This is a genomic window from Bosea sp. OAE506, from assembly GCF_040546595.1.
GTDB lineage: Bacteria > Pseudomonadota > Alphaproteobacteria > Rhizobiales > Beijerinckiaceae > Allobosea.
Genome location: NZ_JBEPOB010000001.1, coordinates 273,816 through 289,561, shown reverse-complemented (window position 1 = coordinate 289,561; position 15,746 = coordinate 273,816). Strand labels below are relative to the sequence as shown.

Annotated in this window: 15 protein-coding genes and 1 riboswitch; of the genes, 7 read left to right on the top strand and 8 right to left on the bottom strand. The window is 69.3% G+C overall.

All coding sequences use genetic code 11. The features are described from left to right. Positions 1–18: 18 nt before the first annotated feature. The 3 genes from ABIE41_RS01455 to ABIE41_RS01445 form a co-directional block, all read right to left on the bottom strand. The gene (locus ABIE41_RS01455; protein WP_354191590.1) at positions 19–1,137 is read right to left on the bottom strand and encodes an ABC transporter substrate-binding protein; all 1,119 of its coding nucleotides are present in this window, start codon (positions 1,135–1,137) and stop codon (positions 19–21) included. A gap of 15 nt (positions 1,138–1,152) precedes the next feature. Beyond that, entirely contained in the window at positions 1,153–1,626 is a 474-nt protein-coding gene (locus ABIE41_RS01450; protein ID WP_192643067.1) for a copper chaperone PCu(A)C, read from the bottom strand. Positions 1,627–1,893: 267 nt separating this feature from the next. Further along, positions 1,894–2,289 (bottom strand): DUF2946 family protein, encoded by a 396-nt coding sequence (locus ABIE41_RS01445; RefSeq protein WP_192643066.1) that lies wholly within the window; start codon positions 2,287–2,289, stop codon positions 1,894–1,896. Between the two features lie 285 nt (positions 2,290–2,574). Further along, a riboswitch (cobalamin riboswitch) is annotated at positions 2,575–2,770 on the top strand. A 127-nt stretch (positions 2,771–2,897) separates the two neighbouring features. On the opposite strand from ABIE41_RS01445, the gene ABIE41_RS01440 reads away from it, so the two are divergent. Genes ABIE41_RS01440 through ABIE41_RS01420 form a run of 5 tightly spaced genes read left to right on the top strand, consistent with a single transcriptional unit; the run spans position 2,898 to position 8,620 of the window. Continuing rightward, positions 2,898–3,743, top strand: a complete 846-nt coding sequence (locus tag ABIE41_RS01440) for a class I SAM-dependent methyltransferase (RefSeq protein WP_192643065.1) — start codon at positions 2,898–2,900, stop codon at positions 3,741–3,743. After that, a complete protein-coding gene (locus tag ABIE41_RS01435) occupies positions 3,740–5,293 on the top strand; it encodes an ABC transporter substrate-binding protein (protein ID WP_192643064.1) in 1,554 nt (517 codons plus the stop codon). Before ABIE41_RS01440 ends, ABIE41_RS01435 begins: the two co-directional genes overlap by 4 nt. Beyond that, entirely contained in the window at positions 5,290–6,282 is a 993-nt protein-coding gene (locus ABIE41_RS01430) for an ABC transporter permease (protein ID WP_192643063.1), read from the top strand. The genes ABIE41_RS01435 and ABIE41_RS01430 overlap by 4 nt, the downstream gene beginning before the upstream one ends. Further along, the gene (locus ABIE41_RS01425) at positions 6,279–7,115 is read left to right on the top strand and encodes an ABC transporter permease (protein WP_192643062.1); all 837 of its coding nucleotides are present in this window, start codon (positions 6,279–6,281) and stop codon (positions 7,113–7,115) included. Before ABIE41_RS01430 ends, ABIE41_RS01425 begins: the two co-directional genes overlap by 4 nt. Beyond that, a complete protein-coding gene (locus tag ABIE41_RS01420) occupies positions 7,115–8,620 on the top strand; it encodes an ABC transporter ATP-binding protein (protein WP_192643061.1) in 1,506 nt (501 codons plus the stop codon). The genes ABIE41_RS01425 and ABIE41_RS01420 overlap by 1 nt, the downstream gene beginning before the upstream one ends. Here the strand turns inward: ABIE41_RS01420 and ABIE41_RS01415 are convergent. Together ABIE41_RS01415 and ABIE41_RS01410 are read right to left on the bottom strand one after the other, a co-directional pair. Further along, the gene (locus tag ABIE41_RS01415) at positions 8,608–8,829 is read right to left on the bottom strand and encodes a hypothetical protein (protein WP_069053748.1); all 222 of its coding nucleotides are present in this window, start codon (positions 8,827–8,829) and stop codon (positions 8,608–8,610) included. The two genes, ABIE41_RS01420 and ABIE41_RS01415, sit on opposite strands and share 13 nt — an antisense overlap. A gap of 25 nt (positions 8,830–8,854) precedes the next feature. Further along, entirely contained in the window at positions 8,855–10,093 is a 1,239-nt protein-coding gene (locus ABIE41_RS01410) for an MFS transporter (RefSeq protein WP_192643060.1), read from the bottom strand. Between the two features lie 111 nt (positions 10,094–10,204). Here ABIE41_RS01410 and ABIE41_RS01405 point away from each other — a divergent pair, with 111 nt between their 5' ends. Beyond that, positions 10,205–10,444 (top strand): hypothetical protein, encoded by a 240-nt coding sequence (locus ABIE41_RS01405; RefSeq protein WP_192643059.1) that lies wholly within the window; start codon positions 10,205–10,207, stop codon positions 10,442–10,444. Between the two features lie 160 nt (positions 10,445–10,604). Here the strand turns inward: ABIE41_RS01405 and ABIE41_RS01400 are convergent, their stop codons facing one another. From ABIE41_RS01400 to ABIE41_RS01390, 3 genes are read right to left on the bottom strand one after another with little or no spacing between them, the layout of a single operon-like run. Next, positions 10,605–12,854 carry a xanthine dehydrogenase family protein molybdopterin-binding subunit gene (locus ABIE41_RS01400; RefSeq protein ID WP_192643058.1) on the bottom strand — a complete coding sequence of 750 codons (2,250 nt, stop codon included), beginning with the start codon at positions 12,852–12,854 and terminating at the stop codon, positions 10,605–10,607. 13 nt (positions 12,855–12,867) lie between these two features. Then, positions 12,868–13,893, bottom strand: coding sequence for an FAD binding domain-containing protein (locus ABIE41_RS01395; RefSeq protein ID WP_192643057.1), 1,026 nt, complete (start codon positions 13,891–13,893; stop codon positions 12,868–12,870). Then, positions 13,890–14,408, bottom strand: a complete 519-nt coding sequence (locus ABIE41_RS01390; RefSeq protein ID WP_192643056.1) for a (2Fe-2S)-binding protein — start codon at positions 14,406–14,408, stop codon at positions 13,890–13,892. The genes ABIE41_RS01395 and ABIE41_RS01390 overlap by 4 nt, the downstream gene beginning before the upstream one ends. A gap of 227 nt (positions 14,409–14,635) precedes the next feature. Between ABIE41_RS01390 and ABIE41_RS01385 the strand changes: the two genes are divergently transcribed. Next, positions 14,636–15,727 carry an alpha/beta hydrolase gene (locus tag ABIE41_RS01385; RefSeq protein ID WP_210320951.1) on the top strand — a complete coding sequence of 364 codons (1,092 nt, stop codon included), beginning with the start codon at positions 14,636–14,638 and terminating at the stop codon, positions 15,725–15,727. The last annotated feature ends 19 nt before the right edge of the window (positions 15,728–15,746 follow it).

The window sequence follows — 15,746 nt, the reverse complement described above, 5'->3', positions numbered from 1 at the left end:
AGGTGATGCGGGCCCGGTTCAGGGCTTCAGAGGCAGCATCCAGGTGCCGCTGAAGGCGATCGGCAGATACTTCTCGTGATAGGCTTTGAAGGACGACATCGGATCGACGTCCGCGAACTGCTCGGGGTAAAGCCGCTTGGCGATGTATTGCATCGCCACGAAGTCGTAGAGCGTGCGGGCGAGCCCGTGCTCGATGGCGTTGATGTCGCCGGTCTTGATCGCCTTGAGGTCGGCCCAGCCGGCGCGCTGCGCATAAGGCATCAGGCTGGCGCGGGTCTCGGTTTCCAGGATGTCGTAGCCGGTGCGGACCGCCTTGGGCCGGCCCACCCAGGAGGACGACGCCATCAGGATCAAGTCAGGGTTCTCGGCGATCACGGCTTCCGCGTTGAGCGGTCCCCAGGGGCCGGGGATCTTGCCGGCGGCGATGTTCTCGGCGCCCAGCGTGGTGACAATCTTGCCCCACATCGTGTTGTTGTAGGTGTTGCCGATGGTCTCGGCGCCGGCCTGGCCGAGCTCGACATAGACCTTCTTCGCCTTGGCGCCGGCGGCCTTGGCCTTGGCGACACGGGCCAGCACGTCGTTGTATTCGCGCTCGTAGAGTATCGCGAGCTCTTCGGCGCGGGCCGCCGCGCCGGTGACCTTGCCGAGCGCGCGCGTCGAAGCGAGATGGCGTTCCAGCAGCTGGGCGTTGTAGTCGATCACCAGGATCGGGATACCGGCGCCCTCGATCTGCTCCATCTGCGTCGTGGCGGATTTGTAGCCCCATTCCGACATCAGCAGCACGTCGGGCTTCAGGCCGATCACCTTCTCGGCGCTCAGGCTGTTGTCTTCGGTGAAGCCGATATCCGGCATCGCCGCGAGGTTCGGGATCACCGCCTTGTAGCGGTTGAAGATCAGCGGGCGCCAGCCTTCCCATGGCGCGCGCGAGATGCCGACGACCTTGCTCCAGCCATCGAGGCCAGCGACCGCGGTGAACTCCTCGAAATTGAAGTTCACCGCGATGCGCTTGACCGGCAGCTCGACCGAGACCTTGCGGCCGAGCGCGTCAGTGATCTCGGTGGGGGCGGCGAACGCCGCAAGCGAAGAGGCCAGCAGCGCAGCGCCGACCAGCAGGGATTTGAACGGGAGGTGCATCATGGGTCGCGCCCCGCCTTAGTGCTTGTGGCCGGTGTCGCGGGCGCCGACGGCCTGGACGGCGAACTCGACGGCGACCGTGCCGGCCTTCTCGAACTGCAGCGTGCCCTTGACGCGCTCGCCCTCCTTCAGGGGGCGTTTCAGGTCCATGAACATGATGTGGTAGCCGCCTGGCTTCAGCTCGGCCTTGTCGCCGGCCTTGACCTCGAGCCCGTTGTCCAGCGGACGCATCGTCATGATGCCGTCCTTGACCGCCATCTCGTGGATTTCCACGCGGCCGGCGATATCGGACGAACCGCCCAGAAGCCTGTCGGATGCGGAGCCATTGTTCTGGACCGTAAGATAGCCGCCGGCGACCTTGGCGCCGCCGGGCGTTGCCCGCGTCCAGGGATGGTCGATCTTCAGGGAGCCGAGCGTGTAGTCATGCGCCAGCGCGACCACGCTGGTGAGGGTCAGCATCGCGGCGGCGAGATAGTGGACGGGCTTGTTCATGGCAGAATCCTCGAAGGGTTGACGAGTTTGGGGGAGGCGGGTGTTGGGCGGCGGCCGCAGGCGGATTGCGCGCGGCTGCAGACGGGGCCGGCTCAGAGAGCGTGGCGGAGGGATCGCGAGGCGATCAGGGGCGGGCGAGCAGGGAGATCGGTCTCGTCAAAGCGGCCGCCGGCCAGGTCGTGGCCGGGTTGCCGAGCGTGAGACCGGTCGCGAGCGGGGTCGCCGACGTCGCGAAGGCGCGATGCGTCGGCGCAGCCCGGTCCCGGTTCAGACGAGAGCGGGGGGCGCGCGCGGATTGGCCGGCGACCGACCGGCAATGAACCCTTGCGGCGCATCGAGATGGCGCGCGAAGGCGATCAGGTCGGCCGGGCGATGCACCACCGGCAGGAAGCTCGCGGCCGGGGCGGGCAGACCGCCGCCCGAAAAGGCGCAGCCGAGCACGCAGCAATTCATCCGGTCGTGATGGGGCGTGCCCTGATCGCCTCCGGACGTGACCGGCATCTCGCCCGGCGCACACAGCGTCATCGCCAGCGAGCGGTCGAGCGTCACGCCGCCGGCCTGGGCGCCGGAGGCGAGCCCCGCGAACACGGCCTGCAGCACGAGCAGATAGGCCGCGGCGATCGCGACCCAACGACGTGCTGCTGTCTGGCGAATGGCGGACAAGAGGGGCTCTCCTCGCCCGCTTGGTAGCACCACCTCATACGCTGTCAAAGGGGGCGTGCTGCCGCGCCCGTCCGGGAGGCCGTTGACAATCGAGTTATGTTATACTGTAACAAAATCTCACTGTGTTGCCCGGACCTCCCGATGCCCGATCTGCCGCCCGCCCATTCCCCAATGCTTATCGCGCCTGTGGACGGGCTGAAATGACACGCCTGACCAGCCAAAAGACTGTCACTGCGGCGCCGCAGTGCGCCTGCGACATTCTGTCTTGCAGTGCCGCGGCCCGCATGCTCTGTTCGCCGCGTCGGCTCCCGAGAGGGATCAAAAGGGAATCCGGTGCGGGCCCGTCAGGGCGCAAATCCGGAGCTGCCCCCGCAACTGTCAGCGGCGAGCGACGTTCGATCACGCCACTGGGTTCGCCCGGGAAGGCCGAACGGAGCATCGACCCGCGAGCCAGGAGACCTGCCGGCATCGTGAAGCCAATCGACCGGGCGGGGTGCCCCGGAAGGAGCTCTGATGACGGTCGCTCTCCCGCGCGGATTTTTCGCGCATCCGGAACGCAACGGCGCCACAGCACCGACCGCTCCCCGCTCGCCGGAGCCCGGTGACGGATGCTGCAGGACCAGACCCTAGACGCCGCGCGAGACGCAGTGCCGGCGCCGGCAAATTTCGGCCTGAAGGACGAGATCCGCGCCTACTGGTCGCGGCGCGCCGAGACCTTCGATCTCTCCTATGCCCACAGGATCCGCTCCACCGGCGAGTTCGACGCCTGGGCGCGGCTGATCGCCAGCCATGCACCGCTGCGCCCGGGCGACCGCGTGCTCGAACTTGCCTCCGGCACCGGCGAGGTCACGCGCGTGCTGCTCGGTTTCGGCTGCAGCGTCGATGCGCTCGATCTCTGCGAGCCGATGATCGATCGCGCCAGGGCGAAGCATCGGGGCTCCGCAGTGCGCTTCCATCTCGGCGATGCCGAGAACACGATGATGCCCGACGCGCGCTACGATCTGGTGATCTGCCGCAACCTTGTCTGGACGCTGGTCGATCCGCAGGCCGCGCTGGCCGATTGGCTGCGCGTGCTGAAGCCCGGCGGCGCGCTGGTCGTCATCGATGGCGATTGGGTCAACTGTTCGCGGCGGACGAGGCTGCTGCAACGCCTGTCGGGCTGGGTCGACCGGCTCGTGGCCGCGCCGCGTCTCTGGGACGAGGCAGCGCATCAGCGGATCATGCGCGGGGTCTTCTTCCGTGACGGGCTCCGGGCGCCCGCCCTCGCCGCCATGGCTTCCGCCGCCGGCTTCGACGCGGTCCGCACCGGACCCTTGACCGGGATCAGGCGCCACCAGCTGGCCGCCGCCTCCTGGAGCGAGCGGCTGCGGCTGCTCGCGACCTACGATGACACCTTCATCCTTTCGGCCCGCAAGCCGACGCCCACCTCCAAAAGGCCCGGAGCCTCCGCATGATGTCCGCCCCCCTCGACCGTCGCGCCCTGCTCTCCGGCGCGCTTGCCGGTGCCGCAGCCCTTGCCGCCCGCCCCATCGCCGTGCGCGCCGCAGGACCGGCCGAGCTGCGCGTCGCACAGCCCTGGGAATTCAAGACGCTGGACCTCGGCGAGGCCGGCTTCACCTATGCCCGCGCCGGCATCACGGAAACGCTTGTCGCCTCGCTGCCGGACGGGCGCATCGCGCCGGGCCTGGCGCAGTCCTGGAGCATCAGCGACGACGGGCTGCACTGGCGCTTCCGTCTGCGCGACGCCGTGTTCCATGACGGGACCCGGCTCGATGCCGCGACCGCCAAGGCGTCGCTCGACCGGCTGCTGCCGCAATCGCTTTATCTGAAGCGCGTCGGCATCGCCGCTGTCGAAGCCGATGGGCTGGACCTCGTGCTGAAGCTCGACAGGCCCTTCGGCCCCCTCCTGTCCTATCTGGTCGACAACTCCGCCGCCGTCCTCGCCCCCGGCGCCTTCGACGGCGAAGGCCGCGTGCGGGCGCTGATCGGCACAGGTCCGTTCAAGGTTGGCGCGGCCGAGCTGCCCCGCAGCCTGGCCCTGGTCCGGCACGAGGCCTATTGGGGCGAGAAGGCGCGCGTCGCGGCTATTCGCTACGACGCGGTCGGCAATGGCGACACCCGCACCAACATCGCCATCGCCAAGGATGCCGACATCGTCTTCAACCTGGCGGCGCAGGGCGTCGGCCGCGCGGCCTCGGCCGGCATGACGATCGAGCGCGTGATCATTCCCCGCACCCATATCCTGATGCTGAATTGCGCCAAGCCGCAATTCGCCGAAGCTGCGGCGCGCCGTGCGCTCAGCATGGCGCTGGATCGCGAGGGCATCGCGGCGGGCATCATGCGCAACAAGGCGCTGGCGGCGACCCAGTACCTGCCGCCGACGCTCGCCGACTGGCACTTCGCCGACTTGGCTCCGCTCCGGCAGGACGTGGTCGCCGCCAACGCCCTGCTCGACGCCGCCGGTTGGCCGCGCGGCGCCGACGGCATCCGCGCCAAGGGCGGCGTGCGCTTCGCCGGCACGGTCCGCACCTTCGCCAACCGGCCGGAACTGCCGGTGATCGCCACGGCGATGCAGGCGCAGCTGCGCGCCATCGGCTTCGATCTCGCCATCAGTGTCGGCGAGGCGCAGGCGATCTACGAGGCCCAGAAGGACGGCTCGCTCGAACTGGGCCTCAGCTCGCGCAATACCGTCTTCGTGCCCGATCCCATCGGCACCATTGCGCTCGACTATGCCTCCGACGTGATCGCGCCGGGCTCGACGGGCACGACGAACTGGCGCCATGACGGTTTGCGGCAGGAGGTGGCACGCTATCTTGCCGAGGCGGACGAGAAGCGCCGCGCCACCGCCCGGCGCGCCATCGCCGGTATCATCCATCAGGAGCTGCCGATCATCCCCGTGACCTGGTACGACCAGATCGTCGCCGTTCATCCGCGGGTCTCCGGTTTCGTCACGGACCCGCTCGAGCAGCGCTACTTCTTCGACAGGGTTACGATCGCGTCGTGAGCGCATCCCGGACATCGCTCTGGCCCGGCGGCGCGGCGGGCACCGTCCTGCGCATCGTCGCCTCGCGTCTGGTGCAGGCGGTGCTGACGGCGCTCGTCCTCGCCAGTCTCTGCTTCGCCTTCGTCCAGGCGTTGCCGGGGGATGCGGCCCTGCGCATTGCTGCAGCGCGCAGCGGCGACGACCGGGTCACGGCGGAATCGGTCGCGCGGATCCGCGCGCAGGAGGGGCTGGATCGGTCTGTCCTGGCGCAATATGCGAGCTGGATCGGCCAGCTCGCGCGCGGCGATCTCGGTCACTCGCTGGTGTCGCGACAGCCGGTCTGGCAGGAGCTCGCCGACCATGGCCGCTATACGCTCGGGCTCGGCGCGCTCGGCTGGCTGCTCTCCTATGCCATCGCGTTGCCGCTCGGCATCGCCTGCGGTTTCAGGCCGGGTGGCTGGCTCGACCGGGGCACCAATGCGCTGGCGGTGGCGCTCGCCTCGATGCCGAGCTTCCTCGTCGGCATCGGCCTGATCTCGCTCTTTGCGCTGACCCTGCGCTGGCTGCCGCCGGCGGGTTTTCGCACCGGCGCGCATATGGTGCTGCCGGCACTGACGCTGGCGCTGGGGCTGGCCGCCTTCTCGGTGCGGATCATCCGCAATGCGGTGGTCGAGGTCCGCGGCGCCTTCTACATGACGTTTGCGCGCATCCGCGGCCGCAGCGCCGGCTCCGCCTTTCTGCATCATGGCGTGCGCAATGCGGCGATCCCCGTCGCGACCTTCGCCGCCCTGCAATTCGCCTATGTCGTTGACGGTTTCGTCGTGGTCGAGACGCTGTTCAACTATCCGGGCCTCGGCGACCTGCTCGTCAAGTCGCTGCTGGCGCGCGACGTGCCGATGATCATGGGCGCGGGCATGGTCGTCGGCCTGATGTATGCCGCGGTCAATCTCCTCGCCGATCTCGCCTGCATCGGGCTCGATCCGCGCCGTCTCGCGGGGCATAGCGCATGACGCTCGCCCTGACGCATCCGCCCACCCGCATCCGCCGTCCGTTGGTCGCCCCCCTGCTGCTGCTCGGCGGGCTCGCGGCGCTGGTGGTGATCGGCCCGCTCGTCATCCCACACGACCCCGCCGCGCAGGACCTCGTCCGCACGCTGGACGGACCGAGCGCGCATCACTGGTTCGGCACCGATCATCTCGGCCGCGACATCGCCGCCCGCCTCGTCCATGGCGGTATGCGCTCGCTGGGCATCGCCGGCGCCTGCGTCGGCTTTGCGACCGGCGTTGGCGTCGCGCTCGGGCTGGTGGCGGCCTATGCCGGCCGCGTCGCCGACATCGTCATCATGCGCCTGGCCGACCTGATGCTCGCCTTCCCCGGCATTCTGCTGGCGCTGCTGATCTCCGGCTTCCTCGGGGGCGGCGTCCTGCCCATGCTGATCGGCATCAAGCTCGCGCTCTGGCCGCAATTCGCGCGCATGGCCCGCGCCATCGCCATCGGCGAGCTGGCACAGCCCCATGTCGAGGCGGCGCGCCTAGCCGGCTTCCCGGCCCTCACGATTCTGCGCCGGCATGTCCTGCCGCCGGTGCTGCGCCAGACCATCACGCTGGCGACGCTGGGGCTCGGCGCCGCGATCATGTCGATCTCCTCGCTCGGCTTCCTCGGGCTGGGCCTGCAGCCGCCGACGCCCGAATGGGGCGCGATGATCAGCGAACTCCTGCCCTATCTCGCAGAGGCCCCGGTGCAGATGGCCGCGCCATGCCTGGCGATCTTCCTCGCCGTGCTCGGGGCGACGCTGCTCGGCCAGGCCCTCGCCGAGCCGCCCGCCATGCCGGAGGAGATGTGATGACCGCGCCCGCACTGGCCCTTTCGGGACTGACGATCCGGGACCGGAACGGCACCGCTCTGGTCTGCGATGTCGACCTGACGCTCGAGGCCGGCTCCGTGCTGCTCCTGATCGGCGAGACCGGCAGCGGCAAAAGTTTGATCGCCCAGGCCGTGATGGGCCTCCTGCCGGCCGGCTTCTCCGCCAGCGGCAGCATCGCCATCAACGGGCATGCACCGGTCGAGGCCAGCCAGGCCGGGCTCCTGCGGCTGCTCTGGTCGCGCGAGACGCTGTTGCTGCCGCAGGAGCCACGCGCCGCGCTCGACCCGACGATGCGGATCGCGCCGCAGCTCTGGGATGCCGGTGCGCGCGACGGCACGGCGCGGCATGGCGAGGCCGGTCACGGGCTGACGACGCAGGAGGCGCTGGCCGCGGTCGACCTGCCGCCGCGCGTCTCGCGCGCCTTTCCGGCCGAGCTGTCCGGCGGCATGGCCCAGCGTGTCCTCGTCGCCTCTGCGCTGGTCGGCCGCGCGCCGCTGGTCGTCGCCGACGAGCCGACCAAGGGGCTCGATGCCGCGCGCGTCGCCCAGTCGGCATCGCTGTTGGCCTCGCTCGGCGGCGCTGGGCGCGCGCTCCTCGTGATCACACATGACGTGGCGCTTGCGCGTGCGCTCGGCGGCCAGCTGGCGGTGCTCCGCGACGGACGCATCGTCGAGCAGGGTCCGGCGGAGACCGTCTTCGCGGCTCCGGACCATCCCTATACGCGCGCCTGGCTCGCTGCCGACCCCTCGACCTGGCGGCCCTGCCTGCGCTGCTGCGACCTCGAGGCGCCGGTGCTCTCCGCGCATGGGCTGTCCTTCGGCTTCAGCCGCGCGGAGCCTCTGTTCTCCGGTGTCGACGTTCATATCCCGCCCGGCGGAATTCTCGGCCTCACGGGGCGCAGCGGCTGCGGCAAGACCACGCTCGGCAACATCCTGCTCGGTCTGCAGCCGCCATTGGCCGGCGCGGTCAACTGGCAGGGCGTCGACCCCTATCGCGACCGCGCCGGCGCGCGCCGCCTACGCCAGCGCTACCAGAAGCTTCACCAGGATCCGGCGAGCGTCTTCCTGCCGGGACGCAGCTTCGCGCGCCAGTTTGCCGATCTCGCCGAAGTCGTGCCGGATCTGGTGCTCGACGACGCGCTGCCGCCGCTGCTGGAGCGGCTGCGGCTCGACCGCAAGCTGCTCGGACGGCGCACCGGCGAGGTCTCGGGAGGCGAGGCGCAGCGCCTGGCGCTGGCGCGCATCCTGCTGCTCAAGCCGGCGCTCATCGTCGCCGACGAGCCGACCTCGCGGCTCGATCCGCTGGTCCAGCGCGAGACCATCGCGCTGCTGGCGGAGATCGTCGCCAGCGAGAGCCTCGGTCTCGTCCTCATCAGCCACGACCGGGCGCTGCTGGCGGCGACCGCCGACGAGGTGCTCGATATCGGGGCGGGCGAGGGGACGACCACGCTGCCGGGCTTCGCCCGGGGCCTTCAGGGCGCCTGATCGTAGCCGAGATAGGCGCCGAGCTTCATCATCGCCGTGTAGATCTGGCGGCCCGTCGCATCGTCCATGATCAGTGGCCTACCGTCGACGACGAGATAGATCAGGTTCTCGTCCTGCCAGTCGCTCGAGCGGCCGAACTCGATCTCCAGCGGCGCGCTGCGATCGGTCTGGTCGATGACGACGCCGTCGTAATAGGGGGTGCTGGACACGGGCGGCTCCTCTGCGGCGGCGCGGCTAGCGCTTCGTCAGTTCGATCTCGGGAATGGTCGGCCCGGGTGAGACACGCTCGCCGTCGCGGATCAATGGCGAGGGTTTACGCGTGATCCGCAGCGCGATGTAGATCGCCACCAGCGCCGACAGGCTCATCAGATAGACCAGCATTCCCCGCGCGCCCAGCACCTGCATCAGCGCCGTCGCGACCACGGGTCCGATCGCCGCGCCCGTGCCCCACAGAAACAGTAGCTGGGCCGAAAGACCCACGGCCTGCTCGCGGCCGATCCGCAGATAGGCATGCGTCACCGCCACCGTGTAGAGCGGCACGCTGCAGGCGCCGATCAGCGCGAACAGGCCGAAGAGCCAGAGCCGCGCCTGAGTCGGCTCGGTGCTCTGGATCAGCAGCAGGCTCGCGGCCGTCACCGCGACGAGGCTGACCGCGCACAGCATGATCGGCCGGCTGGCCACGCGGTCGGCGAGCAGGCTCATCGGCCATTGCATCATCAGGGCGCCGAGTTGGATGCCTGCCGTCAGCAGGATCGTGTCGCGCTGGTCGAGCCCGGTGAGGATGCCATAGGCCGGGATCACGCTCGTCAGCGGGCCGCTGACCAGCCCGACATAGAGGCAGCCGACCACCGCGGCCGGCGCCTGCCGCCAGAGCGCCCGCAGCCCGACCGAGACGACCTCGCTCGACTCGGGCCCGCGCGCACGCGTCAGCGCAACCGGGATCAGCGCGACCGAGAATACCATGCTGGCGAGGAGGAACACGTCCTGCGACTGGATCGCGAGATAGCCGACACCGAGCTGCGAGCCGATCATCGCCACCCGGTTGAGCAACTGGTAGACGCCGAAGATGCGCCCACGCTTGGCACCGCTGGCCTGTCCGCTGATCCAGCTCTCGATGCAGATGCCATGGCCGGCTGCCGCCAGCCCCATGATCAGGCGCGGCGCGCCCCACCACGGTTCGGGGAGCAGCGCGAAGCTGAGCGTCGCGGCCGCCTGCAGCGCGGCGAAGACGGCGAAGGCGCGGATATGCCCGATGCGGCGCACGAGCGAGGGCATCGCGGAGCAGCCGACGAGAAATCCCACCGAATAGGCGGAGGCGACGAGGCCGATCAGGAGGGGCGGCTGGCCGGCCACCGCCATGCGCAGGGGCACGACCGTGTTCACGATCGTCCCGGCGAGCTGCAGCAGCAGGGCGCCGGAGACGATCGCCCCGAGAGCGGCGACGGAACCCGTTGGGGGCTTCTGCGTCGTCATGGGGCGGCGCCCGGGACCGGGCGACGAAACATGAGACTGACCTTGGGAGAGCGGGCTTGTGCGGCGCAGGCGGCACCATATCTCGCGCTCTCAACGATGAAGGCCACGCCTATGCAGACCACCGATTTCCGCTTTCCTGGGGTGCTGAACTCGCAGGAACTTCTCGTCGCCGAGGCGGTGCAGGCCCGCGCCTGGGCCGTTCTGGCCGGAAAGGGCCGCTTCCGCGACGACGACCAGGTCGCGAAGGCGAAGCTCGGTGGCATCGTTGTGCGGCTGATGTCGGACGGGTCGCAGTCGATCGGGGATCTGGCCAGCGCCGCGATCGACAGCTTCGAGCGGGGGGCGCTCTGAACCGGAGCGGCGGATCGGGCTGGCGGCATGCGCGGTCTCTTCGAGGCGATGGTCCGGCCGGCGCGTGAGGCTGTGCCGGTGCGAGTCGCCGGCATAACAGCACGATGATCGCGGCCGGGCCATGGCGCCGGGCGCAAGGCCCGGCGCCCTGTGAGGCGCGTTAGCCCGCGAGGATCTTGTCGATCGTGATGGGCAGGTTGCGGATGCGCTTGCCCGTCGCATGATGAACGGCGTTGGCGATCGCCGCAGCCGTGCCGACGATGCCGATTTCGCCGAGCCCCTTCACGCCGATCGGGCTCGTCTTGTCGTCCTCCTCCTCGACGAAGATCACCTCGATGTCGTGGATGTCGGCATTCACCGGCACATGGTACTCGGCCAGCGAGTGGTTCATCACGCGCCCGAGGCGGTGATCGGTCATCCCCTCCTCATGCAGCGCCATACCGACGCCCCAGACGACGCCGCCGAGGATCTGGCTGCGCGCCGTCTTGGGGTTGAGGATGCGCCCGGCCGCCACGGCGTTGACGATGCGGGTGACCCGCAGCACGCCGAGTTCCTCGTCGATCCGCACCTCGGCGAAGACCGCCGCATGGGTGTAGGAAGAATAGCTCTTCGGCAGCATCATCCCGATCAGGCCGGGACCGGCCGATTCCGTGGCCTCGATGCGGTCCTTGCCGCCAGCGGCCAGTGCCTGCGTCAGCGGGACAGCCCGCTCCGGATCGCCGAGCAGCCGGATGCCTTCGGGCGTGAAGGCTACGTCGCCGATGCCGGCCCCTGCGAGCGGCGAGCCCTCGATCTTCGCCGCCAGCCGCAGCAGATCTTTGCGCAGGCTCAGGCAGGCCGCCGAGACGGCGCTGCCGGCGGAGGCTGCCGTCCAGGAGCCGCCCTGCACCGGTGAATCGGGCAGGGTGGAATCGCCCAGCGAAACCTCGACCGCCTCCATCGGCAGCCCCAGCGCGTCGGCGGCGATCTGGGTGAGGATCGTGTAGGTGCCGGTGCCGATATCGGAGGTGGCGCAGGCGATGGCGAGGCGCCCATCGGCGGAGAGCGTCGCCCGCGCCGAGGTCTTCATCATGTTCGCTTCCCAGACGCCGCTGGCCATGCCCCAGCCGATCAGCTCGCCCCTGTCGCGCATCGAGCCCGGCCGCGGGTCGCGCCGGCTCCAGCCGAAGCGTTCGGCGCCCTGGCGGTAGCATTCGCGCAGCTCCTTCGAGGTGAAGGGCTTGTCGTCGTTCTCGTCCCGCTCGGCATAGTTGCGCAGGCGGAGCTCCACGGGGTCGATCCCGGTCGCGACCGCCAGCTCGTCCATCGCGCTTTCCAGCGCGAAGACGCCGAGCGGTGCGCCCGGCGCGCGCATGTCGCCGGGTGAATAGATGTCGAGCTTGGCCAATTCGTAGCGCAGATCGACATTCTCGGCCGGGTAGAGCAGACCCGACCAGTTCACCACCACCTCCTGGTGGTCCTCGAACTGCGAGGTCGCCGCGATCGCGTGATGCTGGATCGAGTGGAGCTTTCCGTCCTCGGCCGCTCCCAGCGAGACGAGGTTGATCGTCTCCGGCCGGTGGACATGGCCGAACATCTGCTGGCGCGTCAGCTCGACGCGCACGGAGCGTTCGAGCGCCAGCGACGCCATGACGGCGAGGAAGAGCTGGTGCTGCGGCCGCAGGCCCGAGCCGAAGCCGCCGCCGACGAAGGGCGCCACGACCCGCACATCGTCCTTCGACAGGCCGAAGACGCTGGCGACATAGGCCTGGCTGTTCTGCACGCCCTGCGTCTTGTCGTGAATGGTAAGCTTGCCATCCGCGCCGCGGATCACGGTCGTCGCATGCGGCTCCATCGGATTGTGGAATTCGCTCGCAATCGCATACTCGCCTGCGACGCGAACCGGGGCCGTACCGAAGGCACTGGCGGCATCGCCCCTCGGCTTGGGCGGCGGGGCGATCCCCATGCGCTTCTTGGGCGGCTCGTAGCTGTCATGCCGTGCGCGGCCGAGATTGGTCTCGTGCGGCGCGCGCTCGTAGTCGACGGCGACCAGCGAGGCGGCATGACGCGCGACGTCGAAGCTCTCCGCCACCACCAGCGCGATCGGCTGGCCGCTGTACTGGATCTCGTCGCTGTAGAGCGGCCGGAAGGGCGAGCCGGGCGGGCCGACCATATCCTGGTAGCTGAAGCTGAACCAGGCTGTCTTGGGCCGGTTGTCATGGGTGAACACCCGCACGACGCCGGGGACCGCTTCCGCGGCGCGGGTGTCGATCGAGCGAATCCGGCCGCGCGGGATCGCGCTTTCGACAATGTAGCCATGGGCGAGGTCGGGCGTCGTGAACTCGGCGGCATAGGTCGCCTGGCCCGTCACCTTTGCGGGGCCGTCGACGCGGCTGCGGGGCGCGCCGACATGGAGATCGTTCTTCAGCATGATCGTGAACCCTTCACGCGATGCGCTTGTCGGTCTGCGATTGCGGCGTGCCGGCGGCCGCCTGTCGCAGGCTGCGGAGGATGGCGCGGCGGGCGAGGTCGATCTTGAAGCCGTTGTGCTCGCGACCTTCAGCGCCCGCGAGCAGGCTCGTCGCTGCCGCGGCGAAGGCTGCCTCGTCGGCTCGGCCACCGACCAGAAGGGCTTCAGCCTCTTCGCGTCGCCATGGCTTGTGCGCCACGCCGCCCAGCGCCAGCCGGGCCGAAGCGATCTGCCCGTCGCGGATGTCGAGCGCGGCCGCCACCGAGACCAGCGCGAAGGCGTAGGAGAGCCGGTCGCGCAGCTTGAGATAGCTGTGATGGGCGGCATAGGCCTCCGCCTCGGCGGGAAGGATCACGGCTTCAACGATCTCGCCGGCCTGGAGCGTGTTGTCGCGCTCCGGTGCGTCTCCCGGCAGGCGGTGATAGTCGGCAAAGGGAATGCTGCGCGCGCCATTGGGCCCCTGGATGCGGACCTCCGCCCCGAGAGCCGCCAGGCCGACGCACATGTCGGAAGGATGTGTGGCGATGCAGTGCTCGCTTGCGCCCAGGATCGCGTGGATCCGGTTGACGCCACCGATCGCGCCGCAGCCGGTGCCCGGCTCGCGTTTGTTGCATGGCGTCTTGATGTCGTAGAAGTAGTAGCAGCGCGTCCGCTGGTTCAGGTTGCCGCCCGTGGTCGCGGCATTGCGCAGCTGCGGTGTCGCCCCGGCGAGGATGGCGCTGGCGAGCAGCGGGTAGCGCTCCGCAATGCGGGCGTCCTCGGCGACAACCGTGTTGGGCACGAGCGCCCCGATCCGCAGCCCGCCATCCTCGGTTTCCGCGATGCCGTTCAGCGCCTCGATCCGGGTGATGTCGACCAGCGCGGCCGGCGTCTCGACGCGGTATTTCATCAGATCGACGAGATTGGTGCCGCCCGCGACGATCCGGGCGTCGGGGCTGGCTGCGAGTGCGCGGACCGCGTCTTCGAGGCTGTCGGCGCGGTGATAGGAATACGGGTTCATTCCGCGGCCTCCCGCACCGGCTGGCGCTGCCGGCCTGCCACGTCCTCGATCGCATCGACGATGTTGGTGTAGGCGCCGCAGCGGCAGAGATTGCCGCTCATGAACTCGCGGATTTCCTCACGGCTGGTCGCGTGCCCCTCCTCGATCAGCGCCACCGCCGAGCAGATCTGCCCCGGCGTGCAATAGCCGCACTGGAAGGCGTCATGCTCGATGAACGCCTCCTGGAGCGGGTGCAGGCGGCCATCCGCGGCCAGCCCCTCGATCGTGGTGATCGACTTGCCGTCCTGCATCACGGCGAGCTGCAGGCAGCTGTTGATGCGCCGCCCGTCGATCAGCACGGTGCAGGCACCGCACTGGCCGTGATCGCAGCCCTTCTTCGTGCCGGTCAGTTCCAGATCGTGCCGCAGCAGATCGAGCAGCGAGGTGACGGGGGAGACCTCCAGCGAACGGCGCTCCCCGTTCAGCGTGATCTCGATGGGAACGGTCTGCGTCCCGACGATGGCATGGGCGGGCAAGGGCAACTCCTGTGTCGGCGGAATGTCGGGAAGGCGCAGCCATGGCGGGCGGGCATCGCCTTGCGATGCACCCGCACTTTGTCCCGCCACAACAGGCTGTGCCCGACGGTTGTTCCACCGCGGTTTCGTGAAGACGGCCGCGGTCCGGATCGGCCGCGGCGTCGTCGTTACGGAACCTCCGCAGGCCGCCCCGGTTGGGAGTGCAAACCTCTAACAAGGATCTCTCGATGCCGATCTCTTCCTTCGTGCCGGCGAAAACCGTCTGGCTTTCGCTGATGCTCGCGACCAGCGCTCTGACACCTGCCATGGCCCAGACCGCCGCGCCGCCGGCTGCGGCCATGCAGAGCCCGTCCAAGCCCGACGCCGACATGGCCGAGGTGCTCTCCGTGCTGGCCGGCCTCGGCGGCAAGCCGATCGAGAGTCTCGAGCCGGGCGATGCCCGCGACCAGCCGACACCGACCGACGCGGTGATGAAGATCATCAAGGATAAGAAGATCGAGGCCGATCCGCATGCCGGCCTGAAGGTCTCCAACAGCCGCTTCGCCGACATGGGCAATCTGCGGCTGCGCTGGTACGTGCCGGAGAATGCGACGAAGGATTCGAACCTCCCGATCATCGTCTTCTTCCGCGGTGGCGGCTGGGTGATCGCGAGCCTCGACGTCTACGACGCCACCCCCTCGGCACTGGCCCGCAAGACCGGTGCGGCGGTGGTCTCGGTCGACTACCCGATGGCGCCGGAAAACAAGTTCCCAGCCGCGCATGAGGAGGCGATCGAGGCCTATAAATACGTGCTCAAGAACGCGCAGGGCTGGGGCTACGATCCCAACCGTATCGCGCTGGTCGGCGAGAGCGCCGGCGGCAACCTCGCCATCAACACGGCCATTGCCGCCCGCGATCAGAACCTGACGAAGCCGCTGGCGATCGTCTCGGTCTATCCGGTGGCGACGACCAGCCTCGATACGCCCTCCAAGAAGGAGCAGGCCAACGCCAAGCCGCTAAACACGCCGATGATGGCGTGGTTCGTGAAGCATGTCGTCAAGAGCGAGGCTGATACGCAGGATCCGCGTCTCAACCTCGTCGCGGCCAATCTGAAGGGCCTGCCGCCGACCACGGTGATCAACGCCGAGATCGATCCGCTGAAGTCGGACGGTGACCTGATCGTCGCCAAGCTGAAGGAAGCGGGCGTCGAGACCACGCACCAGCTCTACACCGGCGTAACGCACGAGTTCTTCGGCATGGACGCGGTCGTCGCCAAGGCCCGCGAAGCGCAGGACTTCGCCGTCGCGCAGATCCGCAAGGGTTTCGAAGCCCGCAAGTGACGAACGGCGCGCGGCCCCG

What these genes read in the sequence shown, in the direction of transcription:
- ABIE41_RS01420 (WP_192643061.1), top strand. Translation starts at nt 7,115, where the DNA reads ATGACCGCGCCCGCACTGGCCCTTTCGGGACTGACGATCCGGGACCGG.
- ABIE41_RS01450 (WP_192643067.1), bottom strand. Translation starts at nt 1,626, where the DNA reads ATGAACAAGCCCGTCCACTATCTCGCCGCCGCGATGCTGACCCTCACC.
- ABIE41_RS01405 (WP_192643059.1), top strand. Translation starts at nt 10,205, where the DNA reads ATGCAGACCACCGATTTCCGCTTTCCTGGGGTGCTGAACTCGCAGGAA.
- ABIE41_RS01395 (WP_192643057.1), bottom strand. Translation starts at nt 13,893, where the DNA reads ATGAACCCGTATTCCTATCACCGCGCCGACAGCCTCGAAGACGCGGTC.
- ABIE41_RS01425 (WP_192643062.1), top strand. Translation starts at nt 6,279, where the DNA reads ATGACGCTCGCCCTGACGCATCCGCCCACCCGCATCCGCCGTCCGTTG.
- ABIE41_RS01410 (WP_192643060.1), bottom strand. Translation starts at nt 10,093, where the DNA reads ATGACGACGCAGAAGCCCCCAACGGGTTCCGTCGCCGCTCTCGGGGCG.
- ABIE41_RS01435 (WP_192643064.1), top strand. Translation starts at nt 3,740, where the DNA reads ATGATGTCCGCCCCCCTCGACCGTCGCGCCCTGCTCTCCGGCGCGCTT.
- ABIE41_RS01440 (WP_192643065.1), top strand. Translation starts at nt 2,898, where the DNA reads ATGCTGCAGGACCAGACCCTAGACGCCGCGCGAGACGCAGTGCCGGCG.
- ABIE41_RS01400 (WP_192643058.1), bottom strand. Translation starts at nt 12,854, where the DNA reads ATGCTGAAGAACGATCTCCATGTCGGCGCGCCCCGCAGCCGCGTCGAC.
- ABIE41_RS01385 (WP_210320951.1), top strand. Translation starts at nt 14,636, where the DNA reads ATGCCGATCTCTTCCTTCGTGCCGGCGAAAACCGTCTGGCTTTCGCTG.
- ABIE41_RS01455 (WP_354191590.1), bottom strand. Translation starts at nt 1,137, where the DNA reads ATGATGCACCTCCCGTTCAAATCCCTGCTGGTCGGCGCTGCGCTGCTG.